Genomic DNA, 25,640 nt, shown 5'->3' with positions numbered 1-25,640 from the left:
TCGCGGCGAGGCGGCATAGAACGCCGCAGCGCGCCCGGGACGCGGTTACCGTTGCATCAGGAAGCCGGCCACGGCCTCCGTGAAGGCGTGCGATTGTTCGACATTGGAGATGTGCGCGGCGTCGAGGATGGTCATGCTGGCCTCGGGAATCTGGCTGCGGATATATTCAGCCCCTGCAATTGGCGTCGACTTGTCGTGCCGGCCGGCGATGACGAGCGTCGGGCTCTTGATCCGCGGCAGCAGCGCGCGCTGGTCGAGCGTGCTCAGCGTCTCGCAGCAGGCGATGTAGCCTTCCGGCGGTGACGCGCTCAGCATGGCTTTTATCTTCGCCGCGGTCTGCGGTTCGCGTTCGCGAAAATCCGCGGTCAGCCAGCCGCTGATCACGGTGTCGGCGATCGCTTTGAGGCCGCCGTCCCTGACTGCCTTGATGCGGGCGTGCCAGTTGGCCGGATCCGGATAATAGCAACCGGCATTGGCGAGAACGATGCGGTCGAAACGCTCCGGCGCGTTGGCTCCAAGCCATTGCCCGACCATGCCGCCCATGGACAATCCGCACCAGTGCGTCTTCGCGATGTTGAGATCGTCCAGAATCGCCAGCACGTCACGGCCGAACCGCTCCATCGAATAAGGGCCAGGCGGCACGCCGGATTTGCCATGGCCGCGCCGGTCATAGCGGACGATGCGGAACAGTTTCGATAATGGTGCGATCTGCGGCTCCCACATCTGCATCGTGCAGCCGAGCGCGTGTGACAGCATCAGGGTCGGGCCGCCGTCGCGCCCCTCGACGGAGACGTTCAGCAGGCAGCCGTCGGCATCGATCATGGGCATCGGGTATTCTCCGTCCAAACGTTCAGACGTCATACGCGGGCTTGACCCGCGTATCCATCAATCTTCCAAAGATATTTCAGAAGATGATGGATTGCCGGGTCAAGTCCGGCAATTCCACCCCTGGAATCCTCAGACTTAAACGCGCTGTGACGCGCGCGCATCGTTGGTCAGGACGTCGCAGAGATCGTGCCTCACAAGGCATGGCGCACCGCGCCTTGCGGCCATCGGGTCTTTCTTTTGCGTGCGCCGTCGCCTACCTGAAAGGATCACCGCCGTCGAGCGGAGCGGCAGACGATCGAGAGGCAACGCATGGCGATGACGATGAACGGCGAAGTCCAGCTTCCGGCGTCCCGCGAAGCGGTCTGGGCGAGACTCAACGATCCCGAGGTTTTGAAAGCCTGCATTCCGGGCTGCGAGGAATTGACCAGGATCGACGCGAACGAATTTCAGGCCGTCGTCAAAATGAAGGTCGGCCCGGTATCCGCCCGCTTCAGGGGCAAGGTGACGCTCAGCGATCTCGACCCGCCGAACGGGTACAGGATTTCGGGCGAAGGAGAGGGCGGCGTCGCCGGTTTTGCCAAGGGGGATGCGACGGTGGTGCTGATCGATCAGGACGGCGGCACCCTGCTCAAATACGATGTGGAAGCGCAGACCGGCGGCAAACTGGCGCAACTGGGGCAACGGCTGATCGGCGGTACGGCCAAGAAGCTCGCCGACGAATTTTTCGCGAACTTCGTCAAAGCTGTTCAGGAGCAGGCCTAACGGTTAGCGCTGTCATGGCCGTCCTGCCGCACGTCCGCGAGGTTGCTCATTACCGGGATGGCCCATATCATACGCGGCCTTGCAAACGATTGTTCGGATGTGCGGCACTGGATTCCAAGAGAGCGCCGATGGCCAAGATTTCGCTGATCGTGAATGGCAAGCCGACGGCCGCCAATATCGATCCCCGCACGCTGCTGGTGCAGTTCCTGCGCGAAAACCTGCGCCTGACCGGCACTCATGTCGGGTGCGACACCTCGCAATGTGGCGCCTGTATCGTCCATCTTGATGGCAAGGCCGTGAAGTCCTGCACCATGCTGGCGGTAATGGCGGACGGGCACGAGGTCACGACCATCGAGGGCCTCGCCGCGGACGGCGCGCCGTTGCATCCGATGCAGGCAGCCTTTCGCGAGCATCATGGTTTGCAATGCGGCTTCTGCACCCCCGGCATGATCATGACCGCGATCGATATGGTCAATCGCAAGGGCTACGAACTCGACGATCAAACCATTCGCGACGAACTGGAGGGCAATCTCTGCCGCTGCACCGGCTATCAGAACATCGTCAAATCGATTGCAGCCGGAGCCATGGCGATGGCGAAATCGGATCCTGCATGAGCCCGGCGTCACGACACGGCGCGATGAAGCCGGAAACCTGAGCCATGTACGAATTCAAATATCATCGACCGGCGACGGTGCGGCAGGCCGCCAACCTGTTGGTCAGGAACGAAGACGCCAAGCTGATCGCCGGCGGCCACACGCTGCTGCCGGTCATGAAGCAGCGGCTCGCCAACCCGGCGCATCTGATCGATCTCTCCCACATCGAAGGCCTCGACGGCATCGAGATGAAGGGACGCTCGCTCGTGATCGGCGCGACCGCAAAGCACGCCGACGTCGCGGGCTCGCCGGTCGTGGGCGAGGCAATCCCGGCGCTGGCCGAACTCGCCGGGCTGATCGGCGATCCGGCCGTGCGCCACAAGGGCACCATCGGCGGCTCGCTCGCCAACAACGATCCGACCGCCGATTATCCGGCGGCTTGTCTGGCGCTTGGCGCCACCATCGTCACCAACAAGCGCCGCCTCAAGGCGGAGGAGTTTTTCCAGGGGATGTTTTCCACGGCGCTGGAGAGCGACGAGATCATCACCCGCGTGATGTTTCCGCTGCCGAAGAAGGCGGCCTATCAGAAATTCCGCAATCAGGCCTCGCGCTATGCGCTGGTCGGCGTGTTTGTCGCCCGGCGTCCGTCGGATGTGCGCGTCGCGGTCACAGGTGCCGGCGAAGACGGTGTGTTCCGCGTAACGTCGTTCGAGGAAGCTTTGAAGAAGAGCTTCAAGTCGAAGGCTCTCGAAGGGTTGTCGATGCCGGCCACGGGCCTCAACAGCGACCTGCACGGCAGCGCGGACTATCGCGCGCATCTCATCGGAGTGCTTGCGCGGCGCGCCGTCGATGCTGCGAATGGCAGGGCATGACATGCGCATGCTTGCCGTATCTCGTCAGGTTTCATCATGATGACGACATCAGCATTGCCACCGTCCGTCGACGCGACGCTCGATATGCTGGCGAAGCATCACTATTTCGCCGAGCGTTCCCTGGCGACGGTCGTGTTTCTTTCGCTGCGCATGGGTCGGCCGCTGTTTCTCGAAGGCGAGGCCGGCGTCGGCAAGACCGAGATCGCGAAAGTGCTGTCCACCGCACTGGGACGCAGGCTGATCCGGCTGCAATGCTACGAGGGTCTCGATATCGCATCTGCCCTCTACGAGTGGAACAGCGCCGCGCAAATGATTGCAATCCGGCTGGCGGAAGCAGCCGGCGACACCGATCGCGAGCAGTTGTCCAGTGACATCTTTGCCGAGCGGTATCTGATCAAACGGCCGCTGCTTCAGGCGCTGGAGCCGGATGTCGCCGGCCCGCCGGTGCTGCTGATCGACGAGCTTGATCGCGCCGACGAAGCTTTCGAAGCCTATCTTCTGGAAATCCTCAGCGACTTCCAGGTGACGATCCCCGAATTCGGCACCGTCAAGGCGTCGACGCCGCCCATCGTCATCGTGACGTCAAACCGGACCCGCGAGATTCACGACGCATTGAAGCGGCGGTGCCTCTATCACTGGATCGATTATCCCTCGGCCGAGCGGGAACTCGCGATCGTCAAATCGCGGGTGCCGGGCATTTCGGCGAAGCTGTCGCAGCAGGTGGTCGATTTCGTGCAGGCGCTGCGCAATCAGGATCTCTACAAGAATCCGGGCGTTGCCGAGACCATCGACTGGGCGACGGCGCTGACCGAACTCGACGCGCGTTCGTTGACGCCGCAGGTTATCGGCGACACCGTTGGCGCACTTCTGAAATATCAGGACGATATCGGCCGTATGCAGGGCGATACCTTGCGGAAGGTATTGAAGGAAGCAAACAGCGAGTAGGGCGTCATGTCCGGGTTCGCTAAGTCGCGCGCCCCGGAATGACAACCAGGGTACAGGGTATGGCTCTCAATCATCTCGATCCGCCAGCCGGACAGATCGCGGACAACGTCGTCGGCTTTGCGCGCACGCTGCGCGCCGCAGGCCTTCCGGTCGGGCCGGGCGCCGTGATCGACGCGCTGAACGCCTTGCGCCTGATCGAGATCGGAAAGCGCGCGGATGTCTTCACCACGCTTGAATCGGTTTTTGTGACGCGCCGTGATCACGCGCTGATCTTTGCCCAGGTCTTCGATCTGTTCTTTCGCGTTGCGGAGGAATGGAAGAGCATGCTGGATTCGGTCCCGCTGCCTGTTCAGGCAAAAAAGTCACCGCCGCCGGCCGCGCGGCGCGTTCATGAGGCGCTGGCGCAGCCGGCGACCGCCGGCGAAAACGAGGTGTCGGATGAGCGGGAGGTCCGGCTCTCGGTCTCCGACAGCGAGGTGCTGCAGAAAAAAGACTTTGCCCAGATGAGCGCGGCCGAGATCGCCGAAGTCACGCAGGTCATCGCGAAGATGAGGCTGCCGCAGGCCGAGCTTCGCACCCGGCGCACCCGGCCCGATCACCGCGGGCTGCGGCTCGATCTGCGCCGGACGCTGCGCGGCAGCCTGCGCACCGGTGGCGATATCGTCGATATCCATCGCCTTGGCCTCGTCGACAAGCCGGCTCCGATCGTGGCGCTCCTCGATATATCGGGCTCCATGAGCGAATATACCCGACTGTTCCTGCATTTCCTTCATGCCATCACTGATGCGCGCAAGCGCGTCTCGGTCTTTCTGTTCGGGACGCGGCTGACCAACGTGACCCGCGCGCTGCGGACGCGCGACCCGGACGAGGCGCTGGCCGCCTGCTCGTCCGCGGTCGAGGACTGGGCCGGCGGAACGCGGATCGCGACCTCGCTGCATAATTTCAACAAGCTGTGGGGCCGGCGCGTGCTGGCGCAGGGCGCGATCGTGCTGTTGATCACCGACGGGCTGGAGCGTGAGGCCGACTCCAGACTGGCGTTCGAGATGGACCGGCTGCACCGTTCCTGCCGCCGGCTGATGTGGCTCAACCCTCTATTGCGCTATGATGGCTTTGAACCGAAGGCGCAAGGAATTAAATTGATGCTGCCGCACGTTGACGAATTTCGTCCGGTGCATAATTTGTCGTCTATCAAGGGGCTGATGGCCGCGCTATCCCCGGCGCCGGTACCGCGTCGCCGCGATCTTTTCCGCCCCGCAGCCTGACTAGAGTAATCCGCCATGCTCGATCGCGACGAGGATATCCTGAAGGCGGCCGAGGACTGGCGGAAAGCCGGTCACGGCGTCGCGCTCGCGACGGTGGTCGAAACCTGGGGATCGGCCCCGCGTCCCGCCGGTTCGAGCCTCGTCGTCAACGATGACGGCACGTTTCTTGGCTCGGTCTCCGGCGGCTGCGTCGAAGGCGCCGTGGTGACCGAGGCGCTGGACGTGATCTCAAGCGGCACGCCCAGGATGCTGGAGTTCGGCGTTGCTGACGACACGGCGTGGAAGGTCGGACTGTCCTGCGGCGGCACCATCCGTGTGTTCGTCGAGAAAGTCGGCTGAGCGTAAAATGAAACTCGCCACGCTCGCAGAGATCAACAGGGAGCGGGCCGCGCGGCGGCCGGTGATCGTGGTGACCGATATCGCCAACGGCGAGCAGCGTATCGTCAAGGCGGCCGATCTCGCCGGCGATCCTCTCCATGCGGAGCTGGACAGACACCTGCGCATGGGCAAGAGCGGAACGGTCGAAATCGGCGGCCGAAAGCTGTTCCTGAATGTCTATGCGCCGACGGCGAGGCTTGTGATCGTCGGGGCGGTCCACATCAGCCAGGCGCTGGCGCCTCTCGCGCGGTCGCTCGGCTACGAGGTCACGGTGGTCGATCCGCGCACGGCATTTGCAAGTCCTGAGCGGTTTCCGGACGTGCCGCTGATCGCCGAATGGCCGGACGTCGCGCTTCCGCCGCTCGATATCGATCACTATACTGCCTTTGCTGCGGTCACCCACGACCCCAAAATCGACGATCCGGCGCTGCTTCACGCTCTTGAGCGCGATTGCTTTTACATCGGTGCGCTGGGCTCGCCGAAAACCCACGAAAGGCGCGCCGACCGCCTGAAAGCGCAGGGCGCTACCGACGCCGGCATCGCGCGCATCCATGCGCCGATCGGGCTGGAGATAGGGGCCATTTCGCCCTCCGAGATCGCAGTGGCCATCATGGCGGAAATCACGGCGCAGCTACGGCTGCCGAAAGCGAGCGCGGCATGAAATTTGGTCCTGCTGCCCCGGACGATGCGATCGGCGGCGTCACCGTTCACACCCTGCGTCAGGGCGCCTTCGTGCTCAAGAAGGGCACCACCATCGGACCCGTGGAGGTCGAGGCTCTGAACAGGGCGGGCGTGAAGGAGGTGGTCGTCGTCCGTCTCGAGGACGGCGATGTGTCGGAGGACGAAGCGGCGTCGGATGTCGCCAAGGCCGTCGCCGGCGAGGGCGTCACGGTCGAGCGAGCCTTCACCGGCCGCGCCAACCTGTTCGCGGCGCGGGCTGGCGTGCTGGTGATCGATCGCGCGGCGGTCAACCGTATCAACAATGTCGACGAAGCCATCACGTTTGCAACGCTTCCGGCCTACAAGCCGGTGGTTCAGGGCGAGATGATCGCCACCGTCAAGCTGATTCCGTTCGGTGTTCAGGCGGAACTGCGCGACGCGGCGGTGGCGGCCGCGCGCCGGGACGTCTTGCGCGTCGCGCCTTACCGCATCAAACGGGTCGGTGTCGTTTCCACCATCCTTCCCGGCCTGGCGCCGAAGGTGATCGACAAGACATTGCGCGTGACCGCCGACCGTCTTGCGCCCACCGGCGCGACGATGATCGCCGAGCGGCGGGTGCCGCACGATCAGGCCGTGTTGTCGGCTGCGATCAAGGACATGCTCGATCTCGGCGCTGAACTGGTCATCGTGTTCGGCGCATCCGCAATCGCCGATCGCCGCGATGTCATTCCCGCGGCTCTCACCGCCGCCGGCGGCGTGATCGAGCACTTCGGCATGCCGGTCGATCCCGGTAACCTGCTTCTGATCGGAAAGGCGCGCGGCGTGCCGGTTCTGGGCGCGCCGGGCTGTGCTCGTTCTCCCGTTGAAAACGGCTTTGATTGGGTGCTGATGCGCCTGCTCGCCGGATTGAAGGTCGCGCGACGCGACCTGACCGGGATGGGGGTGGGCGGCCTGCTGATGGAGATCGTGACGCGGCCGCAACCGCGTCTCTCGCCGGGGGCCGACAGCAACAACAATATCGCGGCGGTGATCCTCGCGGCCGGGCGTTCGACCCGCATGGGCGGTCATAACAAGCTGCTGGCGGAACTGCACGGCAAGCCGCTGGTTCGCGTCGTGGCGGAGCAGGTGCTGGCGTCGAAAGTATCAAGCGTGACTGTCGTCACCGGCCATCAGGCCGCGGAAGTCGAGCGCGCGCTGCGCGGGCTGAACGTGACGTTCGTGTACAATCCGGATTTCCCCACGGGGTTGGCCAGTTCGCTCAAGGCCGGCATCGGCGTGGTTCCGAAAGAGGCGGGCGGCGCCTTAATCTGCCTCGGTGACATGCCGCTGATCGACGCCCGTCTTCTCGATCGGCTGATCGCGGCCTTCGCGCCGGATCGCGGCATGCTGATCGCGGTCCCCGTCAGCGATGGCAGCCGCGGCAATCCGGTGCTGTGGTCGCGGCGGTTCTTCGGAGAACTGATGTCGCTCGAGGGCGATATCGGGGCGCGCAACCTGATCGCGCAGCACACGGAGGTCGTGGCGGAAGTCGTGGTCGAAGATCAAGGCGCGTTCCTCGACATCGACACGCCGCAGGCGTTGGCGGCGATGCAGCGCGGCTGATCGCGCCTCCCGAAGCAGCCCATGCCGCGGTAAGCCTGCGATTTCCGCCAGATCCCGAGGAGATATTCAGGCAGGACGCTGCAGGGCCGCGCCTGAAATTCACTCGACGATACAGGGAGATAATTGCCATCACGGCGGATTGACCGCTCGTGTAAAACGCCCCATCTTGAATATGACTGACTAGTCAGTCATATTTGTACCCATGAAAGCTGCAAAAGCAAAACCACGAAAAATCGCAACTGCAAGCTCTGTCAAAACTCGGACAGGTGCAGGCACGGCGAGTGGTGCGGCGTCCGCGCAGACTGGCAGGGCCGCCAAGCCTCCGAACCGTGCGGCGCGCGCGGCGCAGCGGCGGGAGGCGATCATCGCGGCGGGCCTCGATGAATTCACCGCGCGCGGTTTCGCGGCCACCCGCCTGGACGACGTCGCCAGGCGCGCCGGAGTCGCCAAAGGCACGATCTATCTGCACTTCAAGGACAAGGAGGCGCTGTTCCAGGAACTGGTGAGAACGGCGCTCGTGCCGCTGATTGGAAACCTTGCGGCCGCGCCCGCCGCCGGTGGATCGGTGCGCGAAATCCTGGAACGCTTCGCCGAGGCTTTCGTGCGCGAGATCGCCGAGACCAAGCGCGGCGATATCGTTCGCCTGATCGTCGCGGAGGGCGCCCGCTTTCCGTCGCTCGCCGATTTCTACTTTCGTGAGGTCGTTTCGCGCGGCCTCGCGGCCATGCGCAAACTGATCGAGAGCGGTATCGCACGCGGAGAGATCAACAATGAGCGCCTTGCCGAATTTCCCCAGATCGTCGTTGCGCCCGCCCTTGTCGCCGTGATGTGGCAGGGCCTGTTCGGCCGGTATGCGCCGCTCGATGCCGTGGCGATGCTGAAGGTCCATCTCGATCTGATCTTTGGCGAACGGAGAGTGTCATGACCCCGCTGCGCTTCATCGTGCGTGCCGGCGCCGTGTTGGCGTTGACGGTTCTCGTTGCCGGCTGTGGTCCGAAGTCGCCGCCGGGTTATCAGGGCTGGGTCGAGGCCGACATGATTTTTGTCAGCCCCGACGAGAGCGGCCGCGTCACCAGACTGAATGTGCGCGAAGGCGACGCTGTCGAGGTCGGCGACCTACTCTATTCGGTCGACGACGACCTGCAGCAGGCCGATCACAATCAGAACAAGGCGACGCTGGCGAATGCGCAGCAGACTTATGACCGCGCGGCCTCGCTGAGGAAAACCGGGGCGGGCACGCAGGCGACATTGGACTCCGCCGTTTCGGCGCTGCGTGTCGCCGAAGCGCGGGTCAACACTTCGGAAACGCGGCTGGCGCGCCGCAGGGGTTTTGCGCCGGTCGCAGGGACTATCCAGCAAATCTATTTTCGTGAAGGCGAGATGGTGCCGGCGCAACGGCCGGTGCTGTCGATCATGCCGCCGGGCAACATGAAGATCCGGTTTTTTGTGCCGGAACCCGATTTGCCGAAACTCAAGATCGGGCAGGAGGTCCGCATCACCTGCGACAACTGTGCGCCCGACCTGACGGCAAAGATTTATTTCGTCGCCACCCAGGCCGAATACACGCCGCCGGTGATCTACAGTCTCGATGAGCGCAACAAGCTGGTGTTCCTGATTCAGGCGCGGCCCAGCAGGCCGGACAGTCTCCGCGTCGGCCAGCCGGTCAGCGTTCATCTCGACGCCGCGACAAACTGAGGGTTGCGCCATGAGCCAGGCAGCCATGAAAGCATCCGACATCGCGATCGAGGTTTCCGGCCTGTCGAAGTCGTTCAAGGGTCGCGAGGTCGTGCACGATCTGTCCATGCAAGTGAAGCGCGGAATGATCTACGGCTTCCTTGGTCCCAATGGTTCGGGCAAGACCACCACCATCCGCATGCTTTGCGGACTGCTGACGCCGGATAGCGGCGAGGGCACCTGCCTCGGCTATGACATCCGCCGCGACGCGGACAAGATCAAGCGCCGGGTCGGCTACATGACCCAGCGCTTCAGCCTGTATCAGGACCTGTCGGTGCGCGAGAACCTGGAGTTCGTCGCACGGCTCTATGGCATGCGTGATGCGCCGCGCGCGGCGATGGCCATGATCAAACGGCTCGGTCTCAATGGCCGCGAGGAGCAGCTCGCGGGCGAATTGTCCGGTGGCTGGAAGCAGCGCCTCGCGCTCGGGGCCTGCACGCTGCCGAATCCCCAACTGCTTTTGCTCGACGAGCCCACCGCCGGCGTCGATCCCAAGGCGCGACGCGAGTTCTGGAACGAGATACATGCGCTGGCCGCGGATGGCCTGACGGTACTGGTCTCGACGCACTACATGGACGAGGCCGAACGCTGTCACGAGATCGCCTACATCGCCTACGGCCACCTGCTTGTGCATGGGACGGTGGAAGAGGTCATCGCAAGGTCGGCGCTGACCACCTATACGGTCTCGGGCGGCGACATCAACGAGTTGTCGGCCGAACTCGCAGGCAAGCCGGGCATCGACATGGCCGCGCCGTTCGGCACCAGCCTGCATGTTTCCGGCCGCGACAAGGCCGCGCTCGAAGCCACGATCGCGCCGTATCGCGGGCGTGGCGATCTGCATTGGCAGCAGAGCGAGCCGTCGCTGGAAGACGTGTTCATCGAACTCATGAGTCGCTCCAGGGACAATTTTCAATGAGCGCCACGGACGACCATTCCGCTGAAAGGGAGATGCCGTTCGGTTTCTGGCGGCGCAGCTACGCGATGCTGGTGAAAGAGTTCATCCAGCTTCGGCGTGATCGCGTCTCGTTCGCGATGATCGTGATGATTCCGGTGATGCAGCTTCTGCTGTTCGGCTATGCCATCAACACCACGCCGCGCCATCTGCCCACCGCGGTCCTGATTCAGGAGGATAGCGATCTCGCGCGCTCGATTCTAAAGGCGCTGGAGAACACGTCTTATTTCCGCTTCACGCAGGAGGTGCATGACGTCGATACCTTCGACAATCTGCTGAAGTCGGGCAAGGTGCTGTTCGGGGTCGAGATTCCGCGCGGCTTTGAGCGCGGCGTGCGGCGTGGTGACCGTCCGGCGTTGCTCGTTGCCGCCGATGCCACCGATCCCGTCGCCGCCGGCTCCGCGCTGGGTGCGCTCGGCCCGATCGTGCAGACCGCGCTCGCGCACGATCTGTTCATCGGCAATCCACCCGATCCGCCATTCGAAATCCGTGCGCATGCGCGTTACAATCCCGCGGCGTCCTCGCGGCTGAACATCGTGCCCGGGCTTGTCGGCACCATCCTCACCATGACCATGCTGATCTTCACGGCCTTGTCGGTCACGCGCGAGATCGAGCGGGGCACCATGGAAAGCCTGCTGTCGATGCCGATCACACCGGTCGAGGTGATGATCGGCAAGATCCTGCCCTACGTGCTGGTGGGATTCATCCAGGCGGCGTTGATCATCGGCATCGGGGCGCTGCTGTTCGGCGTTCCCATCGAGGGAAGCCTGACGCTGCTGGCCTTGCTGTCGACGCTGTTCATCACGACCAATCTTGCCGTTGGATACACGTTCTCGACCATCGTGCAGAACCAGCTCCAGGCGATGCAGATGTCGATGATGTTCTTCCTGCCGAGCATCCTGCTGTCCGGCTTCATGTTTCCGTTCGCCGGCATGCCGGTCTGGGCGCAGTACATCGGTGAAGCCCTGCCGCTGACGCATTATATCCGGATCGTCCGCGCCATCATGCTGAAGGGCGCCACGCTGCAAAACCTGCAGTACGACACGCTCGCATTGCTGGCGCTGATGCTGGTGGCCATGGTGATCGCGGTGACGCGATTCCGCCGCACGCTGGATTAGAGCATGATCCCGAAAAGTGGAAACCGGTTTTCGGGAAGGATCATGCTCAATCAAAAAGATAAGTGACGAGTCTGATTCAACGCAGTTGAAACAGACTCTGGAGGAGGCGCGGGACGGCGTTTTCGGAGCTTCACCGGCGGAGCAGAACGCCGATCCGGCCGTAAACGCCGCTTCGGTCGAAGCTGTCCTCAAGGAAGCCGGCGCCGACCGACCATTCCGCCGGTCCGGTCTTGAAACCCGTGAGGTGCGCGCCGATCCGGTACTGGGTGGAATACTCGTCGGCGGATGCGGAGATTTCAGGCCCGATCCAGAATCGATCGAGCAGGCGCCAGCCCGCCGCCGCGCGAGCGCTGTATCCCGATCCGATCGTCGTGGCCGAGGCGGCCGCCGCCACCATTATCGCGGGCATGGGCTCCCACCATAACTCGGTCGCGATGCGAGCGCCGAAGTGGCTGCCGCGCAGCTTGTCGGTCGGGATGTCGGGCTTCAAGGCATGGCTTTCGACGGCCGGTCCGGCGAATATCTTGATCTCGACATTGCCGCGCTTGACGCGCCATCCCGGCAGGACCGACGCGCGGAAGATGTTGGTGGTGAAGCGCTGCGCCGGCGTATCGTAGCGCTCGAAATCGTCGGACATGAACAGGCGGACGAGGAAGCCGTCGTTATTCAGGCCGCCTTGCGGCGCCAGCAGCATCCCTGCATAGCCGGCCTGGCCGTTGCGCCAGAGATCGACACCGCTGAAAAACAGGAAACGTTCGGGTTTAGAGCCGCCGACGAGCGTATCGGCCAACGGCGGACCGGCTGCAGGCTGGGCCAATGGCCCATCCGTCACCGTGCAGGCCAGCGCGGCGGCCAAAGCTATTGCGCGCTTTTCCCAACGCACTGAGCCCCCCGAAGCCCGAATGCCCATCCGTACAACTACTGATAGCAGGCGGCTGCGAGGGCGCGTAAGGGAACAATGAGCGAACTTCCACATGGCCAGAGCCTACTTCTGATGGAATCAGACGCGGCTCCAGGTTTTGGTTTTAGATGCGAAATGCTAGAAACGGGCCACCAGGTTCTCGACCCTGGCACCCGTGCGCTCGGTGATGACCTCGGCGATCCAGCGGCGGTGGCAATGCTGATGATCGCGCTCATAGCAGAGAATGCAGACCGGCCCGGCTTGCTTAACGAGCGCTGAGAGTTCGTCCAGTTCCTCGCGCGCCTGCGGTGTCTTCAGATGTGCTGTGTAGATGTCATGCAGCACGTCGAACTTGCCGCGCCGCCGGGCCAGCCGGCCCTGCTTCGGCGTCCCAAGTCCGCGCAGGTGCCGATAGGTGATGCCGCGGCTGTGGAGGTTCGTGGCGAGCTGGTTCTTTGAAAGGCCGGGACGGCGCGACGATGTCACGGCGCGGACATCGACCAGCAGCCTGACGCCGGCCCGTTCCAGTTCGTCCAGCACGGCGCTTGCTGGCATCTGCTCATAGCCAATGGTGAAGAGCCGGCTCTCCGCCGTCATGTCGTATTCTCCCGTCACCTGACGCGTTCGATCAGCTCCATGGCGCCTGAGGGTGCGCGTACCTTGCCTTCATGGATCACATAGGCGAAGACGTCGCGCGGCGTTTTCTTCGGCCTGGCAGTGTCGATGCGGGGCAGGTCGTCCGGCTCGCCGCCCGCGGCCCAGGTCCGAAACCGCTCGGCCCAGGCGTCGAGTTGTTTGAATGGATAACAGGTCTCGATGTCGTCGCTTCCCTTCTGCAGGCGGGCATAGATGAAATCCGCAACGACGTCGGCGATCGCCGGATATTTGCCGTGCTCGGCGAAAACCACGGGAACTTCGAATTGCCGCAGCAGCGCGATGAACGCCGGCGTGCAAAAGCTGTCGTGGCGGACTTCGACCACATGCCGCAGCGCGCGCCCTTCCAGCTTTCGCGGCAACAGCTCCAGGAACTTGCCGAAATCGGCTTCGTCGAACGTCTTGGTCGGGGCGAACTGCCACAGCACCGGTCCAAGACGGTCGCCCAGTTCCAGCACGCCGGAATCATAAAAACGTTTCACCGAATCGCCGGCCTCGGCCAGTACGCGCCGATTGGTGGCGAAGCGCGGCCCTTTGAGCGAGAACACAAAGCCGTCGGGCACCTCGCGCGCCCATTTGCGAAAGCTTTCCGGCTTCTGCGACCCGTAATACGTGCCGTTGATCTCGATCGAGGTGAGTTTCGAGGCGGCGTAGGCGAGCTCTTTCGCCTGCGCCAGCTTGTCCGGATAGAAAACGCCGCGCCACGGCGCGAAGGTCCAGCCGCCGATGCCGATGTAGATCCTGCCTGCCTTGCCTGCCATCTGACATCCCCTTGCGAATGTTACGGCCGTACCTATCTCAGTACCAACGGCGATGTCGAAGCCCGCTCCATCGCCGGAACGACCACGGGATAACTCGGCTGCGCCGGATGTACGCGCGCCCTGTTGTTCGTGGTCGTTGTTGTTCCGGTTATTGGCGTTCAGCCTGATTTCCATACATTTTCGGCTTTTGGAAGATGTCGAGACAGCGCTGATTCGGCTGTCCTGACGCCGGTCGCCTTGATTCCCGTCGCCTTGGCATCCGCGGCCGCCACGGATATATGCTGGCGCCATGAATGAAGCCATCAGACCGGATCCGGTCGACCTGACAGCCAGCATGACGCCCCGGCTTTCCGTCGTCGTGCCGACCTTCAACGAGCGCGACAACGTCGTCGCGCTGTACCGCAAGCTGTCCACCGCGCTGGCGGGAATTGCGTGGGAAGTCATCTATGTCGATGACAATTCGCCCGACGGCACCTCCGCGGTACTGCGGAAACTGGCCGCGAGCGATCCGCGCGTACGCTGCATCAGGCGGATCGGGAGGCGCGGCCTGTCGGGCGCCTGCATCGAGGGCATTCTGGCTTCGAGTGCGCCGTGCGCTGCGGTAATGGATGCCGATCTTCAGCACGATGAAACCCGGTTGCCGAAGATGCTCGCGCTTCTGGAAGACGGCGTCGCCGACCTCGTCGTCGGCAGCCGTTACATTGAAGGTGGCAGTGCCGACAGCTTCGACAGGCAGCGCGCCGGATTCAGCATGCTCGCAACCTCGGTTGCAAGAAAGCTGCTGCGCGTCGAGGTCGCCGACCCCATGAGCGGCTTTTTCATGATCCGCCGCGACCGCTTCGAACAGCTTGCGCCTGAGCTTTCGATCCAGGGATTCAAGATCCTGCTCGACGTGATCGCCACTGCGCACGGTCAACTGCGCATCACGGAAATTCCTTTCACCTTCGGTTCGCGGATGCACGGAGAAAGCAAGCTGGATTCGATGGTCGCACTGGACTTCCTCGGCCTCGTGCTGGCGAAGCTGACGCGCGACGCGGTGTCGTTACGGTTCCTGTTGTTCGCACTGGTCGGATCGGTCGGCGTCGTCGTGCATTTCGTCGGCCTGCTCGTTGCGCTTGACGCGTTGCGATGGCCGTTCCCGCATTCGCAGGCCTTTGGCGCGGTCCTGGCGATGACCAGCAATTTCCTGCTCAACAATTTCCTGACCTATCGCGACCAGCGCCTGAAAGGGTTCGGGATCCTGCGCGGGCTTCTTGTTTTCTACCTGGTGTGCAGCGTCGGCCTGCTCGCCAATGTCGGCGTCGCATTCTCGGTCTACGATCAGGAGCCGATCTGGTGGCTGGCGGGCGCTGCCGGCGCGCTGATGGGCGTGGTCTGGAATTACGCGGTGTCCAGCCTGTTCGTCTGGCGCAGACGATAGCACGGCGATGACCGAGACGCGGACCGTCCGCGCCGTTGTTGTCACGGTCCTTGCGCTGGTATGGTTGAGACTCGTTTGCGCGGCGCTGACGCCGCTCACGTTCGACGAAGCCTATTACTGGACGTGGTCGAAGCATCTGGCCGGCGGCTATTACGATCATCCGCCGCTGGTGGCGGTCGTGATCCGCCTTGGCACCATGCTCGCCGGCGATACCGAGTTCGGCGTTCGGCTCGTGTCGATCCTGCTGGCGCTGCCGATGAGCTTCGCGGTCTATCGCGCGACTGTGCTGCTGTTCGACAACGCGCGCGCGGCCGCATCGGCGACCGTTCTTCTTAACGTCACGCTGATGGTCGCGGCCGGCACCGTGATCGTGACGCCGGACGCACCGCTGATGGCGGCGTCGAGTTTCGTGCTGCTGGGTCTCGCCAAATTGCTTGTGAGCGGACGCGGCGCGTGGTGGCTCGCGGTGGGCGCGGCTGTGGGGGTGGCGCTGCTGTCAAAATACACCGCGCTGTTCTTCGGTCCGGTGATCCTGATCTGGCTGCTCGTCGTGCCTGAACTGCGGCGCTGGCTGCGCTCGCCGTGGCCATATCTCGGCGGACTGGTCGCGCTCGCGATCTTTTCGCCGGTTATCATGTGGAACGCCGATCATCACTGGGCATCCTTCGCCAAGCAGTTCGGCCGCGCGCGCGTTGACCAGTTCACCCTTCGCTATGTCGTCGAGCTGATCCCGACGCAGATCGTTTTCGCGACGCCGCCGGTATTCGCTCTCGCCGCGATGGGATTGTTTGCCTTGTGGAAGCGGGAGGAGGGTACGCGAGCCGCGCGAGTGCTGGTCAGCGCGACGGTGTGGACGCTCGTGCTTTATTTCGTCTGGCACTCTCTGCACGGCCGTGTCGAGGCCAACTGGTTCGCACCCGTCTACCCGGCGCTGGCGATCGCGGCGGCGGTGGCGTCCGATATCACGCGCTGGCAGCAGCGCGGGCGGCGTTTCGCCGATCTCTGCCGGCGCTGCGCGGTGCCGGTGGGCGTTGCGATGCTGGTGGCGCTGGTGGTGCAGGTGAACACCGGCGTTCTCTCCCGCTATCGGCGCGACGCCTCCGTGCGCAGCGTCGGCGTCGGCTGGCGCGAGCTTGCCGCCGAGATCGAGGCGTTGCGCGTCAAAGCCGGCGCGCGCTGCGTGCTCGCTCAAGGGTATGGCGTGACGAGCTGGCTTCGGTTCTATCTGCCGAAGGGCACATGCGTCGCGCAGCACTTCGAGCGCATCCGCTGGATCAACGCGCCGCCGCCGGACGCGGACCAACTCACGGGCAGGTTGCTTTATGTCGATGACGGATCGGACAACTGGCCACGCCTCGCGCAGTATTTCAATCACATCGATAAGGTCGCAACGCTCGAACGCAAGCGTGGCCCGCTGACGGTCGAAACATTCGAGATCGACGTAGTGGCGGACCCCAAGGGCAACGTGCTGGAGCCATTGCCGGCGGAACTCGATTAGCGTCCGCTGCGGCAAAGGTTCCCGCGCCGGGCCAGGAACCACGCCGCACGCGAGCCGTTGTCGCCGGATGATCCGCGGGACGGGTGCTGTTCCGCGGTCGAACGTCCTCCCGATACAAGGATTCAAGCCATGAAAAAAATTCTGATCGCCCTTGCGGCAGCTACCGCATTGACCGGGGCCGCATATGCCCAGTCTCTCGGCGAGAAAACCGGCGTCAACTCCGCGCTCGGTGTTGCGCCGTCCACGGCCGACTTTGTTAAGCAGGCTGCCACCAGTGACATGCTGGAAATCGAGGCGGCAAGAATCGCGCAGCAGAAAGGTAACAACGAGGAAAAGAAGTTCGCCGAACAGATGATCACAGATCACACCAAGACCTCGAACGATCTCAAGGGCATGGTGAAGGACGGCGAGGTGAAGGCGGAGTTGCCGACGATGCTCGACAGTTCCGCGCAAGGCAAGCTTGACAAGCTGAGGGCTGCGTCATCTCAGGACTTCGCCGGAATTTACGATCCGATGCAGGTGAGTGCTCATGAAGATGCAGTGTCGCTGTTCGATCGCTATGCCACGAGCGGCGACAATGCCAAGCTGAAGAACTGGGCTGGCCAAACCCTGCCGACGCTCAAGCATCACCTCTCGATGGCGCAGCAGATGGACGAACACCGTGGCTCTGCTACAGTCGGCAGATCGACGAGGCCTTCGAACGGCATGGCCAAGTAACGGCATCGCGTCAGCGGTCCGGCGTGATGCGCAGCGTTGAGCGCGCAGGTGGCCGGTTTTGAGCCAAAAAAAAGGCCCGGCATGGACCGGGCCTTTTGCATGTAACCGACCGAGAAGCGTGGATCAGAAACCATGCTGCCACTGAAAGCCGGGCTTGTCCGGCTTTCAGCATTTTTGGTTCAGGGGCGGCGATTTCTGACGCTGTGCGTCAGAAATCCATGCCGCCCATGCCGCCGCCCGGCATCGCCGGGGCAGGGCTGTTCTTCTTCGGCAACTCCGCGACCATCGCTTCGGTGGTGATCAGGAGCGAGGCGACCGAAGCGGCGTTCTGGATCGCGGTGCGCACGACCTTGGTCGGGTCGATGATGCCCTTGGAGATCAGGTTGCCATATTCGCCGGTCTGCGAGTCGAAGCCGTAGGAATACTGCTCCTTCTCGAGGATCTTGCCGACGATGACGCTGCCGTCCTCGCCTGCGTTGATCGCGATCTGGCGGGCCGGCGCCGACAGCGCCTTGCGCACGATCTCGACGCCGGTCTTCTGGTCGTCGTTCTGGGTCTTGATACGCTTGAGCTGCTCGGAGGCGCGCAGCAGGGCGACGCCGCCGCCCGGTACGATGCCTTCCTCGACCGCGGCGCGGGTCGCATGCATCGCGTCGTCCACGCGATCCTTGCGCTCCTTCACCTCGACCTCGGTCGCGCCGCCGACGCGGATCACCGCGACGCCGCCGGCGAGCTTGGCCAGACGCTCCTGCAGCTTCTCGCGGTCGTAGTCCGAGGTGGTCTCCTCGATCTGCGCCTTGATCTGCGCCACGCGCGCCTCGATGTCGGCCTTCTTGCCGGCGCCGTTGACGATGGTGGTGTTCTCCTTGTCGATCATCACCTTCTTGGCGCGGCCGAGCATCTGCAGCGTGACGTTCTCGAGCTTGATGCCGAGGTCTTCGCTGATCGCCTGGCCGCCGGTCAGGATGGCGATGTCCTGCAGCATGGCCTTGCGGCGATCGCCGAAGCCGGGCGCCTTGACGGCCGCGACCTTGAGGCCGCCGCGCAGGCGGTTGACCACCAGAGTCGCAAGCGCTTCGCCTTCCACGTCTTCCGCGACGATCACCAGCGGCTTGCCGGTCTGCACAACGGCTTCCAGCAGCGGCAGCAGCTCGTTCAGCGAGGAGAGCTTCTTCTCGTTGATCAGGATGTAGGCGTCGTCCATCTCGACGCGCATCTTTTCGGCGTTGGTGACGAAGTAGGGCGAGATATAGCCGCGGTCGAACTGCATGCCCTCGACGACGTCGAGTTCGGTTTCGAGCGACTTGGCTTCTTCAACAGTGATGACGCCCTCGTTGCCGACCCTCTTCATGGCGTTGGCGAGGAACTTGCCGATTTCGGAATCGCCGTTGGCGGAGATGGTGCCGACCTGGGCGATTTCCTCGTTCGAGGTGACCTTCTTGGAGTTCCTGACGAGATCGGCGACCACGGCTTCGACGGCGAGGTCGATGCCGCGCTTCAAGTCCATCGGGTTCATGCCGGCGGCGACCGACTTGGCGCCTTCCTTCACGATCGCTGCCGCCAGAACGGTAGCGGTGGTGGTGCCGTCGCCGGCAGCATCTGCGGACTTGGAGGCGACTTCGCGCACCATCTGCGCGCCCATGTTCTCGAACTTGTCGTCAAGCTCGATCTCCTTGGCGACGGTGACGCCGTCCTTGGTGATGCGGGGTGCGCCGAACGACTTGTCGAGCACGACGTTGCGGCCCTTCGGACCGAGCGTGACCTTCACGGCGTTGGCGAGGATGTCGACGCCGCGCAGCATCCTGTCGCGGGCTTCGACGCCGAATTTGACATCTTTGGCTGACATGTTTGGATTTTCCTTTGGATCTTGCTGATGGCGCTCAGGCGGCCTTCTTCTTGGCGGGAGCGGCGTCGGTGAGAACGCCCATGATGTCGGACTCCTTCATGATGAGGAGGTCCTGGCCGTCGATCTTGACCTCGGTGCCCGACCACTTGCCGAACAGCACCCTGTCGCCGACCTTGAGATCGATCGGGATCAGCTTGCCGGTCTCGTCACGGCCCCCGGGGCCGACGGCCAGGACTTCACCCTGCGAGGGCTTCTCTTTAGCCGTATCCGGAATGATGATGCCGCCAGCGGTCTTCTCTTCGGCGTCGATGCGTTTGACCACGACGCGGTCGTGAAGCGGACGGAATTTCATGCAGTCCTCCTAAGTTAAGTTTATGAAGATAGATGATATTTCTGAATTTTTGGCAGTCGCGGCCAACGAGTGCCAAAGCGACCGGACAGGACATAAGCCGTCGGGAAGACCCGGGCAAGGGCAGAAGACAGATTTTTTAGAGACTCAAAGAAGGCGATTGCCCTGTCCGGTCGGGTCAATCTCGGTGCCCGGCCCGCAATACTGTTAGCAGACGCAGTAAGACGCTGCCAGCACTGAGTTTATTAGCAATCTATTGAATTTTTAGGCTTGTGATTGGCATCTCGTGAGTCACATTTGTTTATGGGCCCTCCTTGGGGCTGGCGGCCACAGCGCCAGTCCCGGAGGGCGGGTTCATCGAGGGGCTGGAGCGTTATTGAAAAAGACGGTCGCCATTTTTTGTCGATAGCGCTGCCTCCCTCCAAGGGAGATTGGGCATGGTCTCGAAAGGTGAAGTGCAATCCCGCGGAGTTTCAGACGACTTCCGCAAGCAGGTGGCGGGTTACGGATTGACCACGGCGGAAATCCTGTACCGCCGGCCGGACCGGCGGTGGCTGCTGCAAAGCTACGTCTGGCAAAACTACGACCTGTTTCCGAAATTCCCGGCACTGTGCGATTTCCTCGCCTTTTGGGAGAGGCAACTCGAAGGACCGCTGGTGTCAGTGACGGTCGCCCATTCGAGACTGATCAAGCCTGCAGAACTGCGCGCGGTGGATGGCGTGTTCCGCCTGCATTGAGCGGTGCCGCCGTGACGTGGCGTCGTCAGCGGTGACGCGATGAGACGCGCATCGCTGGAAGCGTCGCATATTTCCGTGCAATAGAGGAGCCATGTTCGCCGTCTTGACGCTGGAGCGGCCGCGCGTCATGTCATGATCGCTGCTGACGTCAAGGAGAGGTCATGGGTGACATCATCACCGCGGGCGTTCTGGTGATCGGCGATGAAATCCTGTCCGGGCGGACCAAGGACAAGAACATCGGCTTCATCGCCGAATACCTGACGAATATCGGAATCGACCTCAAGGAAGCTCGCGTCGTCGCCGATGATGAAGCCGATATCGTCGCGGCGCTGAACGCGCTTCGCGGCCGGTACACCTATGTTTTCACCACCGGCGGCATCGGCCCCACGCATGATGACATCACCGCCGACAGCGTCGGGAAGGCGTTTGGCGTCAGCGTCGATTATCACCCCGAGGTGGTGGCGCGGTTCAAGGAGCGCTACAGGAATCCGGGTGAATTGAACGAGGCGCGGTTGCGCATGGCGCGCATTCCCGAAGGCGCCGAGCTTATTCAGAGCGCGACCATTCTCGCGCCCGGTTTCAGGATCGGCAACGTCATCGTCATGGCTGGAGTGCCTTCGATCATGCAGGCGATGATGGATATCGTCGCGCCGACGCTGCAGGCTGGCGAGCGGATGCTGTCGGAATCGGTGCGCGGCAATTGCCGCGAAGGCGACATTGGCACGCCACTGCGCGCCATCGCCGAGGCGCATCCGGACACCACCATCGGTAGCTACCCGTTCCTCGACGAGAACGGCCGGCCGAACACGAGCCTTGTGGTACGCTCGCGCGATCAGGCCAAGCTGACGGCGGCGATGGATGCGGTGAACGCGATGCTGGCGGGACTCAAAGTGGGGCAGTAGACTATCCTTGTCCCTGTATTCCGGATGCGCGTTCTCACGCGCAGCTTCGGAATTTGAATATGATTGAAACAGGATTATGAGTTCACTCGCGCAAATGCGCTTGTGTTCCGGAACGACGACAAGGACTCATGTGATCCAGACTCCCGACAAGGCTTTTCCGGTGTCCTGGGATCAGTTCCACCGCGACTGCCGGGCGCTGACCTGGCGACTCAACGAGACCGGACCATTTCATGCGGTGGTCGCGATTACCCGCGGCGGACTGGTGCCCGCGGCGATCGTGGCGCGCGAACTCGGCGTCCGCGTCATCGATACGGTTTGTATCGCGAGCTATGATCACACCAAGCAAAGCAAGCTGACGGTGCTGAAGGGCATTTCCGATGCGACCGCGCAGCTCGGCGGCGGCACCGGGAAGGGACTCCTGATTGTAGACGACCTCGTCGATACCGGAGCGACGGCGCGGATGGTGCGCGCCATGATTCCGGATGCGCATTTTGCCGCCGTCTACGCCAAGCCGCTCGGCAAGCCGCTGGTCGATACGTTCATCACCGAGGTCTCGCAGGATACCTGGATTTACTTTCCGTGGGATCTCGGCCTCGCCTTTGCTCCGCCGCTGCGCGACGGCGCGGCGTGATTGGAGTGCATCCAGCATGTTGGAATAGGCAAAGCCCAAGGGCAAGGTCGACCGGTGCCCCTGCAAAATCGCGTCACGCCGACAGGCGATATCGTCGCCGTGCCTCAGCGCGGCACCTTCACTGGCAATCGTGGGATCATTCACGATCCGGCGACGCGGACGCTTTTGAAGCGTCGCTGGACCACGAAGGCCTGGATCATCTGCGTCTGCGAGTTTCGTGGCCGTCGCCGCGACGTTATGGCGACGCGGAGCTGGACCGAACTGTTCTTTCTCGACGAAGCGACCGCGCTCGCGGCAGGACATCGTCCGTGCTATTATTGCCGTCGCGCGAATGCCGACGCATTTCGTCTGGCGTGTGAGCGCGGCAATGGGCTCGGCAATGCGCGCGCGCCCAAGATCGACTCGGTGCTTCATAAGGAACGGCTTGATGGCCGCGCGAAGCGGCTGCACCTGCTGCCGATACCGCTCAACGAATTGCCCGACGGCGCGATGGTGCAGGCAGGCGGCGAGAGCTATCTGATAGCAGACACACGACCATTGCTGTGGACCTTCGACGGTTATCGCGAGGTTAGTTTGCCGCTCGCCGATGCGCGGCTGATCACGCCGCCATCCACGATGCGAGCGTTGCAGGCCGGTTATCGCGCGACGCTGCACGAGAGTGTGGCGAGCTCGGTTCCACAACAGAAGAAAGATATGTGAGATTCCGCCGCTGTATGCCGGGTTTGTGTTGCCATCCAGGTTTGTCGGGAGCAACAGTTGACAGGACATGGACGACCGGGCCAATCCGATCACACGAAACAGAGGAAGCTCGCTATGATCGAATTCTTTTTCGATTGCTCCAGTCCCTGGACCTATCTCGCCTTTCACAACATCCAGCCGCTGGCGAAAGAGTTCGGCGAAAAGATCTCGTGGCGGCCGATGCTGGTGGGAGGGATATTCAATTCCGTCAATCCGAGCGTTTATGCTTCGCGGGAACATCCGGTGCCGGCGAAAGTCCGTTACATGTACAAGGATCTCGCCGATTGGGCGCGGCTCGCGGGTCTCACGATCAAGATGCCGCCGACGGTGTTTCCGGTGAACAGCGTCAAGGCCATGCGCGGCTGTCTCTGGCTCGGTAACGATGCGATGGTTCCGTTCGCGAAGGCGGTGTTCGAAGCCTATTGGCGCGACGACAAGGACATCTCGCGCGAGCCGGTGCTCGCCGAGATTTGCAAATCGCTCGAGATCGATCCGGAGAAACTTCTGACCGGCATCGGCGATGAAGGCATCAAGAACGAGCTTAAGGCAAATACCGACGAGGCGATCGCGCGCGGCGCGTTCGGGTCGCCGACGATCTTCCTGAACAAGACCGATATGTATTTCGGCAACGACCGCCTGCCGCTGATCCGCGAAGTGCTGCAACGAAAGAAGGCGGCATGATGCTCGCACGTTCGCGCACGGACGTTCTGCGAACGCGCGTCCTTACCCCCTTCTTGGACTGAGAAACGCGCGAGCGCGCGCAATCAGTTCCGCATGTTTGGCGTCGTCCGTTCGCATCGCCGCGATCAGCTCGATCATCTTCTCGGCTTCCTTCAGCCTGGTCTCAGCAGCAATGCGACGCCTGCCTTCGCGGCCGAGTTGCTCGCCGATTGAACGGTGGGATTGATCCAGAGCATCCCATTCCGCCGCGGCGTCGCTCAGCGCCCTGGATTGCGACTCGATGAGGTCGGCGGCCGCCGCGCAAGCCTTCGCCGCATCCTTCACCACGACACCGTGCCAGAGTTCGGTGAGGTTGCGCTGGTAGCCGTCACTGAGCATTTCGGCGTCCTGCCGCAACCTCTCGATCAGCGCGTCCACATCCTCGCTCGAGGGCATCGTCGTCTCCTGCATCTCAAACCAGCCACGAAAATACTTCGACAATCGTCAATGCGACAGGCGGCATCAACCGCCTGCTTCGTCTATCCGGCAGACCTCCGGCAGAAAAGCGGCCGCGCGCTCCCCGCGCTATCTCCGAAGAACGGGAGATGAACGCGATTTGCAAAACGCGGGGAATGTTTTGCAGGGCGGCCATTGCATTTCGGCTCTAAGTGTTTGAAAAGAAAAGCGCGCGGGCATGGCGGAATCGGTAGACGCAAGGGACTTAAAATCCCTCGGCTCGCACGAGCTGTGCCGGTTCGAGTCCGGCTGCCCGCACCACTTCCAGGATAAGTTCAATGACCCAGCACCAGCGCAATATTGTCACGCCGATCGATCCGGTGAAGCTGGACCGTCTGGCCGAAGTCGCGGTCAAGGTCGGCCTGCAGCTCGCAAGAGGGCAGGACCTCCTGATTACCGCGCCCGCCGCCGCGCTGCCGCTGGTGCGGCGGATTGCCGAACATGCCTATAAGGTCGGCGCGGGACTGGTGACGCCGTTCTTTTCCGATGAGGAGATCACGCTGTCGCGCTACAGGTTCGGACCGGATGAGAGTTTCGATCGGGCCGCCGGCTGGCTCTATGAGGGCATGGCGAAGGCGTTTGGCGCGAACACCGCGCGGCTCGCCGTGGTCGGCGACAATCCGATGCTGCTGTCTGGTGAGGATGCCGCGAAAGTCGCGCGCGCCAACAAGGCGAATTCCATGGCCTATCAGCCGGCGCTCGAGAAAATCGTCGGCTTCGACGTCAACTGGAACATCGTCGCTTATCCCGGCGCGGCGTGGGCGAAATTGATGTTCCCCGACGATGGCGAGAGCGAAGCGGTGGCGAAACTTGCCGACGCCATTTTTTCCGCCTCGCGCGTCGACAATGATGATCCGATCGCGAACTGGACCGCGCACAACGCCGCCTTGCGCCAGCGCACCGACTGGCTCAACGGTCAGCGCTTCCATGCCCTGCATTACTCCGGCCCCGGCACCGACCTCACGGTTGGCCTGGCCGACGGCCATGAATGGGTCGGCGGCGCTTCCATGGCGAAAAACGGCATCATCTGCAATCCGAATATTCCGACCGAGGAGGTGTTCACGACACCGCATGCGTTGCGCGTCGATGGGCACGTGCGCAGCACCAAGCCGCTGTCGTATCAGGGCACGCTGATCGACGATATCGCGGTGCGATTCGAGAAGGGCCGCATCGTCGAAGCGAAGGCGTCGCGCGGCGCCGACGTGCTGAACAAGGTGCTGGATACGGACGAGGGCGCGCGACGGCTCGGCGAGGTGGCGCTGGTGCCGCATTCCTCGCCGATCTCCAGGAGTGAGCTGTTGTTCTACAACACCCTGTTCGACGAGAACGCGGCCTGTCACATCGCGCTCGGCCAGTGCTACTCGAAGTGCTTCGTCGATGGCGGCAAGCTGTCGCCGGAGCAGATTGCGGCGCAGGGCGGCAACAAGAGCTTCATTCACATCGACTGGATGATCGGATCGGGCGAAACCGATATCGACGGCATCACCAGTGACGGCCGCCGCGTTCCTGTCTTCCGTAAAGGGGAGTGGGCGTAAGCCGCCTGCACCTGGCCGCATGGCCTCAATGCGGTCACGAGCCGGTGCTCTACGCAGCTTCGATCATGC

General features: G+C 62.9%; 28 protein-coding genes and 1 tRNA gene. 22 read left to right on the top strand and 7 right to left on the bottom strand.

Going from position 1 to position 25,640, the window contains the following annotated elements:
• Nucleotides 1–45 precede the first annotated feature (45 nt).
• A complete protein-coding gene (gene pcaD, locus ACS3WA_RS09195) occupies nucleotides 46–828 on the bottom strand; it encodes a 3-oxoadipate enol-lactonase (RefSeq protein ID WP_438278226.1) in 783 nt (260 codons plus the stop codon).
• Between the two features lie 309 nt (nucleotides 829–1,137).
• On the opposite strand from pcaD, the gene ACS3WA_RS09190 reads away from it, so the two are divergent.
• The 12 genes from ACS3WA_RS09190 to ACS3WA_RS09135 all read left to right on the top strand — a co-directional run bounded on the left by ACS3WA_RS09190 (nucleotide 1,138) and on the right by ACS3WA_RS09135 (nucleotide 11,706).
• Nucleotides 1,138–1,590: an SRPBCC family protein gene (locus ACS3WA_RS09190; protein WP_438278225.1), complete on the top strand. Its 453-nt coding sequence runs from the start codon at nucleotides 1,138–1,140 to the stop codon at nucleotides 1,588–1,590.
• 128 nt (nucleotides 1,591–1,718) lie between these two features.
• Nucleotides 1,719–2,204, top strand: a complete 486-nt coding sequence (locus ACS3WA_RS09185) for a (2Fe-2S)-binding protein (RefSeq protein WP_438278224.1) — start codon at nucleotides 1,719–1,721, stop codon at nucleotides 2,202–2,204.
• A gap of 44 nt (nucleotides 2,205–2,248) precedes the next feature.
• The gene (locus ACS3WA_RS09180) at nucleotides 2,249–3,055 is read left to right on the top strand and encodes an FAD binding domain-containing protein (protein ID WP_438278223.1); all 807 of its coding nucleotides are present in this window, start codon (nucleotides 2,249–2,251) and stop codon (nucleotides 3,053–3,055) included.
• Between the two features lie 39 nt (nucleotides 3,056–3,094).
• Nucleotides 3,095–4,000: an AAA family ATPase gene (locus ACS3WA_RS09175; protein WP_438278300.1), complete on the top strand. Its 906-nt coding sequence runs from the start codon at nucleotides 3,095–3,097 to the stop codon at nucleotides 3,998–4,000.
• A 59-nt stretch (nucleotides 4,001–4,059) separates the two neighbouring features.
• Nucleotides 4,060–5,262, top strand: coding sequence for a vWA domain-containing protein (locus ACS3WA_RS09170; RefSeq protein ID WP_438278222.1), 1,203 nt, complete (start codon nucleotides 4,060–4,062; stop codon nucleotides 5,260–5,262).
• Between the two features lie 15 nt (nucleotides 5,263–5,277).
• The gene (locus tag ACS3WA_RS09165) at nucleotides 5,278–5,601 is read left to right on the top strand and encodes an XdhC family protein (RefSeq protein WP_438278221.1); all 324 of its coding nucleotides are present in this window, start codon (nucleotides 5,278–5,280) and stop codon (nucleotides 5,599–5,601) included.
• Nucleotides 5,602–5,608: 7 nt separating this feature from the next.
• On the top strand, nucleotides 5,609–6,301 hold the full coding sequence (locus tag ACS3WA_RS09160; protein ID WP_438278220.1) for an XdhC family protein: 693 nt from the start codon (nucleotides 5,609–5,611) through the stop codon (nucleotides 6,299–6,301).
• Nucleotides 6,298–7,902 (top strand): NTP transferase domain-containing protein, encoded by a 1,605-nt coding sequence (locus ACS3WA_RS09155; RefSeq protein WP_438278219.1) that lies wholly within the window; start codon nucleotides 6,298–6,300, stop codon nucleotides 7,900–7,902. Before ACS3WA_RS09160 ends, ACS3WA_RS09155 begins: the two co-directional genes overlap by 4 nt.
• A 202-nt stretch (nucleotides 7,903–8,104) precedes the next feature.
• The gene (locus tag ACS3WA_RS09150) at nucleotides 8,105–8,827 is read left to right on the top strand and encodes a TetR/AcrR family transcriptional regulator (RefSeq protein WP_438278218.1); all 723 of its coding nucleotides are present in this window, start codon (nucleotides 8,105–8,107) and stop codon (nucleotides 8,825–8,827) included.
• Nucleotides 8,824–9,597, top strand: coding sequence for an HlyD family secretion protein (locus ACS3WA_RS09145; RefSeq protein ID WP_438278217.1), 774 nt, complete (start codon nucleotides 8,824–8,826; stop codon nucleotides 9,595–9,597). Before ACS3WA_RS09150 ends, ACS3WA_RS09145 begins: the two co-directional genes overlap by 4 nt.
• A 10-nt stretch (nucleotides 9,598–9,607) precedes the next feature.
• Nucleotides 9,608–10,552 carry an ATP-binding cassette domain-containing protein gene (locus ACS3WA_RS09140; RefSeq protein WP_438278216.1) on the top strand — a complete coding sequence of 315 codons (945 nt, stop codon included), beginning with the start codon at nucleotides 9,608–9,610 and terminating at the stop codon, nucleotides 10,550–10,552.
• Nucleotides 10,549–11,706 carry an ABC transporter permease gene (locus ACS3WA_RS09135; RefSeq protein ID WP_438278215.1) on the top strand — a complete coding sequence of 386 codons (1,158 nt, stop codon included), beginning with the start codon at nucleotides 10,549–10,551 and terminating at the stop codon, nucleotides 11,704–11,706. The genes ACS3WA_RS09140 and ACS3WA_RS09135 overlap by 4 nt, the downstream gene beginning before the upstream one ends.
• A 130-nt stretch (nucleotides 11,707–11,836) precedes the next feature.
• Here the strand turns inward: ACS3WA_RS09135 and bcsS are convergent, their stop codons facing one another.
• From bcsS to ACS3WA_RS09120, 3 genes are all read right to left on the bottom strand, one after another.
• Nucleotides 11,837–12,523 carry a cellulose biosynthesis protein BcsS gene (gene bcsS / locus ACS3WA_RS09130; RefSeq protein WP_438278214.1) on the bottom strand — a complete coding sequence of 229 codons (687 nt, stop codon included), beginning with the start codon at nucleotides 12,521–12,523 and terminating at the stop codon, nucleotides 11,837–11,839.
• A gap of 222 nt (nucleotides 12,524–12,745) precedes the next feature.
• A complete protein-coding gene (locus tag ACS3WA_RS09125; RefSeq protein ID WP_438278213.1) occupies nucleotides 12,746–13,204 on the bottom strand; it encodes a DUF488 domain-containing protein in 459 nt (152 codons plus the stop codon).
• A 14-nt stretch (nucleotides 13,205–13,218) separates the two neighbouring features.
• On the bottom strand, nucleotides 13,219–14,022 hold the full coding sequence (locus ACS3WA_RS09120; RefSeq protein ID WP_438278212.1) for a DUF72 domain-containing protein: 804 nt from the start codon (nucleotides 14,020–14,022) through the stop codon (nucleotides 13,219–13,221).
• Between the two features lie 289 nt (nucleotides 14,023–14,311).
• Here ACS3WA_RS09120 and ACS3WA_RS09115 point away from each other — a divergent pair, with 289 nt between their 5' ends.
• The 3 genes from ACS3WA_RS09115 (at nucleotide 14,312) to ACS3WA_RS09105 (ending at nucleotide 17,657) form a co-directional block, all read left to right on the top strand.
• Nucleotides 14,312–15,442, top strand: a complete 1,131-nt coding sequence (locus tag ACS3WA_RS09115) for a glycosyltransferase (protein ID WP_438278211.1) — start codon at nucleotides 14,312–14,314, stop codon at nucleotides 15,440–15,442.
• Between the two features lie 7 nt (nucleotides 15,443–15,449).
• Nucleotides 15,450–16,940 carry a glycosyltransferase family 39 protein gene (locus ACS3WA_RS09110; RefSeq protein WP_438278210.1) on the top strand — a complete coding sequence of 497 codons (1,491 nt, stop codon included), beginning with the start codon at nucleotides 15,450–15,452 and terminating at the stop codon, nucleotides 16,938–16,940.
• 129 nt (nucleotides 16,941–17,069) lie between these two features.
• Nucleotides 17,070–17,657 carry a DUF4142 domain-containing protein gene (locus ACS3WA_RS09105; RefSeq protein WP_438278209.1) on the top strand — a complete coding sequence of 196 codons (588 nt, stop codon included), beginning with the start codon at nucleotides 17,070–17,072 and terminating at the stop codon, nucleotides 17,655–17,657.
• Between the two features lie 208 nt (nucleotides 17,658–17,865).
• On the opposite strand, the gene groL is transcribed toward ACS3WA_RS09105, so the two are convergent.
• Nucleotides 17,866–19,503 (bottom strand): chaperonin GroEL, encoded by a 1,638-nt coding sequence (gene groL / locus ACS3WA_RS09100; RefSeq protein WP_438278208.1) that lies wholly within the window; start codon nucleotides 19,501–19,503, stop codon nucleotides 17,866–17,868.
• Nucleotides 19,504–19,537: 34 nt separating this feature from the next.
• A complete protein-coding gene (locus tag ACS3WA_RS09095) occupies nucleotides 19,538–19,855 on the bottom strand; it encodes a co-chaperone GroES (protein ID WP_438278207.1) in 318 nt (105 codons plus the stop codon).
• A 434-nt stretch (nucleotides 19,856–20,289) separates the two neighbouring features.
• Here ACS3WA_RS09095 and ACS3WA_RS09090 point away from each other — a divergent pair, with 434 nt between their 5' ends.
• From ACS3WA_RS09090 to ACS3WA_RS09070, 5 genes are all read left to right on the top strand, one after another.
• Nucleotides 20,290–20,589: an usg protein gene (locus ACS3WA_RS09090; RefSeq protein WP_438278206.1), complete on the top strand. Its 300-nt coding sequence runs from the start codon at nucleotides 20,290–20,292 to the stop codon at nucleotides 20,587–20,589.
• A gap of 161 nt (nucleotides 20,590–20,750) precedes the next feature.
• Entirely contained in the window at nucleotides 20,751–21,491 is a 741-nt protein-coding gene (locus tag ACS3WA_RS09085) for a competence/damage-inducible protein A (RefSeq protein ID WP_438278205.1), read from the top strand.
• 130 nt (nucleotides 21,492–21,621) lie between these two features.
• Nucleotides 21,622–22,122, top strand: a complete 501-nt coding sequence (gpt, locus tag ACS3WA_RS09080; RefSeq protein WP_438278204.1) for a xanthine phosphoribosyltransferase — start codon at nucleotides 21,622–21,624, stop codon at nucleotides 22,120–22,122.
• Between the two features lie 54 nt (nucleotides 22,123–22,176).
• Nucleotides 22,177–22,821 carry a hypothetical protein gene (locus ACS3WA_RS09075; protein ID WP_438278203.1) on the top strand — a complete coding sequence of 215 codons (645 nt, stop codon included), beginning with the start codon at nucleotides 22,177–22,179 and terminating at the stop codon, nucleotides 22,819–22,821.
• Nucleotides 22,822–22,935: 114 nt separating this feature from the next.
• Nucleotides 22,936–23,541, top strand: coding sequence for a 2-hydroxychromene-2-carboxylate isomerase (locus tag ACS3WA_RS09070; protein WP_438278202.1), 606 nt, complete (start codon nucleotides 22,936–22,938; stop codon nucleotides 23,539–23,541).
• A gap of 42 nt (nucleotides 23,542–23,583) precedes the next feature.
• On the opposite strand, the gene ACS3WA_RS09065 is transcribed toward ACS3WA_RS09070, so the two are convergent.
• Nucleotides 23,584–23,976, bottom strand: coding sequence for a hypothetical protein (locus ACS3WA_RS09065; RefSeq protein ID WP_438278201.1), 393 nt, complete (start codon nucleotides 23,974–23,976; stop codon nucleotides 23,584–23,586).
• A 232-nt stretch (nucleotides 23,977–24,208) separates the two neighbouring features.
• Between ACS3WA_RS09065 and ACS3WA_RS09060 the strand changes: the two genes are divergently transcribed.
• A tRNA-Leu gene (locus tag ACS3WA_RS09060) sits at nucleotides 24,209–24,297 on the top strand.
• 17 nt (nucleotides 24,298–24,314) lie between these two features.
• Entirely contained in the window at nucleotides 24,315–25,571 is a 1,257-nt protein-coding gene (locus tag ACS3WA_RS09055; RefSeq protein WP_438278200.1) for an aminopeptidase, read from the top strand.
• Nucleotides 25,572–25,640 lie beyond the last annotated feature (69 nt).

This window comes from Nitrobacter sp., assembly GCF_051535235.1.
Lineage (GTDB): Bacteria > Pseudomonadota > Alphaproteobacteria > Rhizobiales > Xanthobacteraceae > Nitrobacter.
Note: the sequence above shows the minus strand (reverse complement) of the source record. Positions and strands in the feature narration are given on the sequence as shown.

Excerpts from the sequence above, each read along its gene's own strand:
- pcaD (WP_438278226.1), bottom strand. The coding sequence starts at position 828 with ATGCCCATGATCGATGCCGACGGCTGCCTGCTGAACGTCTCCGTCGAG.
- ACS3WA_RS09190 (WP_438278225.1), top strand. The coding sequence starts at position 1,138 with ATGGCGATGACGATGAACGGCGAAGTCCAGCTTCCGGCGTCCCGCGAA.
- ACS3WA_RS09185 (WP_438278224.1), top strand. The coding sequence starts at position 1,719 with ATGGCCAAGATTTCGCTGATCGTGAATGGCAAGCCGACGGCCGCCAAT.
- ACS3WA_RS09180 (WP_438278223.1), top strand. The coding sequence starts at position 2,249 with ATGTACGAATTCAAATATCATCGACCGGCGACGGTGCGGCAGGCCGCC.
- ACS3WA_RS09175 (WP_438278300.1), top strand. The coding sequence starts at position 3,095 with ATGACGACATCAGCATTGCCACCGTCCGTCGACGCGACGCTCGATATG.
- ACS3WA_RS09170 (WP_438278222.1), top strand. The coding sequence starts at position 4,060 with ATGGCTCTCAATCATCTCGATCCGCCAGCCGGACAGATCGCGGACAAC.
- ACS3WA_RS09165 (WP_438278221.1), top strand. The coding sequence starts at position 5,278 with ATGCTCGATCGCGACGAGGATATCCTGAAGGCGGCCGAGGACTGGCGG.
- ACS3WA_RS09160 (WP_438278220.1), top strand. The coding sequence starts at position 5,609 with ATGAAACTCGCCACGCTCGCAGAGATCAACAGGGAGCGGGCCGCGCGG.
- ACS3WA_RS09155 (WP_438278219.1), top strand. The coding sequence starts at position 6,298 with ATGAAATTTGGTCCTGCTGCCCCGGACGATGCGATCGGCGGCGTCACC.
- ACS3WA_RS09150 (WP_438278218.1), top strand. The coding sequence starts at position 8,105 with ATGAAAGCTGCAAAAGCAAAACCACGAAAAATCGCAACTGCAAGCTCT.
- ACS3WA_RS09145 (WP_438278217.1), top strand. The coding sequence starts at position 8,824 with ATGACCCCGCTGCGCTTCATCGTGCGTGCCGGCGCCGTGTTGGCGTTG.
- ACS3WA_RS09140 (WP_438278216.1), top strand. The coding sequence starts at position 9,608 with ATGAGCCAGGCAGCCATGAAAGCATCCGACATCGCGATCGAGGTTTCC.
- ACS3WA_RS09135 (WP_438278215.1), top strand. The coding sequence starts at position 10,549 with ATGAGCGCCACGGACGACCATTCCGCTGAAAGGGAGATGCCGTTCGGT.
- ACS3WA_RS09125 (WP_438278213.1), bottom strand. The coding sequence starts at position 13,204 with ATGACGGCGGAGAGCCGGCTCTTCACCATTGGCTATGAGCAGATGCCA.
- ACS3WA_RS09120 (WP_438278212.1), bottom strand. The coding sequence starts at position 14,022 with ATGGCAGGCAAGGCAGGCAGGATCTACATCGGCATCGGCGGCTGGACC.
- ACS3WA_RS09115 (WP_438278211.1), top strand. The coding sequence starts at position 14,312 with ATGAATGAAGCCATCAGACCGGATCCGGTCGACCTGACAGCCAGCATG.
- ACS3WA_RS09110 (WP_438278210.1), top strand. The coding sequence starts at position 15,450 with ATGACCGAGACGCGGACCGTCCGCGCCGTTGTTGTCACGGTCCTTGCG.
- ACS3WA_RS09105 (WP_438278209.1), top strand. The coding sequence starts at position 17,070 with ATGAAAAAAATTCTGATCGCCCTTGCGGCAGCTACCGCATTGACCGGG.
- groL (WP_438278208.1), bottom strand. The coding sequence starts at position 19,503 with ATGTCAGCCAAAGATGTCAAATTCGGCGTCGAAGCCCGCGACAGGATG.
- ACS3WA_RS09095 (WP_438278207.1), bottom strand. The coding sequence starts at position 19,855 with ATGAAATTCCGTCCGCTTCACGACCGCGTCGTGGTCAAACGCATCGAC.
- ACS3WA_RS09090 (WP_438278206.1), top strand. The coding sequence starts at position 20,290 with ATGGTCTCGAAAGGTGAAGTGCAATCCCGCGGAGTTTCAGACGACTTC.
- ACS3WA_RS09085 (WP_438278205.1), top strand. The coding sequence starts at position 20,751 with ATGGGTGACATCATCACCGCGGGCGTTCTGGTGATCGGCGATGAAATC.
- ACS3WA_RS09070 (WP_438278202.1), top strand. The coding sequence starts at position 22,936 with ATGATCGAATTCTTTTTCGATTGCTCCAGTCCCTGGACCTATCTCGCC.
- ACS3WA_RS09065 (WP_438278201.1), bottom strand. The coding sequence starts at position 23,976 with ATGCCCTCGAGCGAGGATGTGGACGCGCTGATCGAGAGGTTGCGGCAG.
- ACS3WA_RS09055 (WP_438278200.1), top strand. The coding sequence starts at position 24,315 with ATGACCCAGCACCAGCGCAATATTGTCACGCCGATCGATCCGGTGAAG.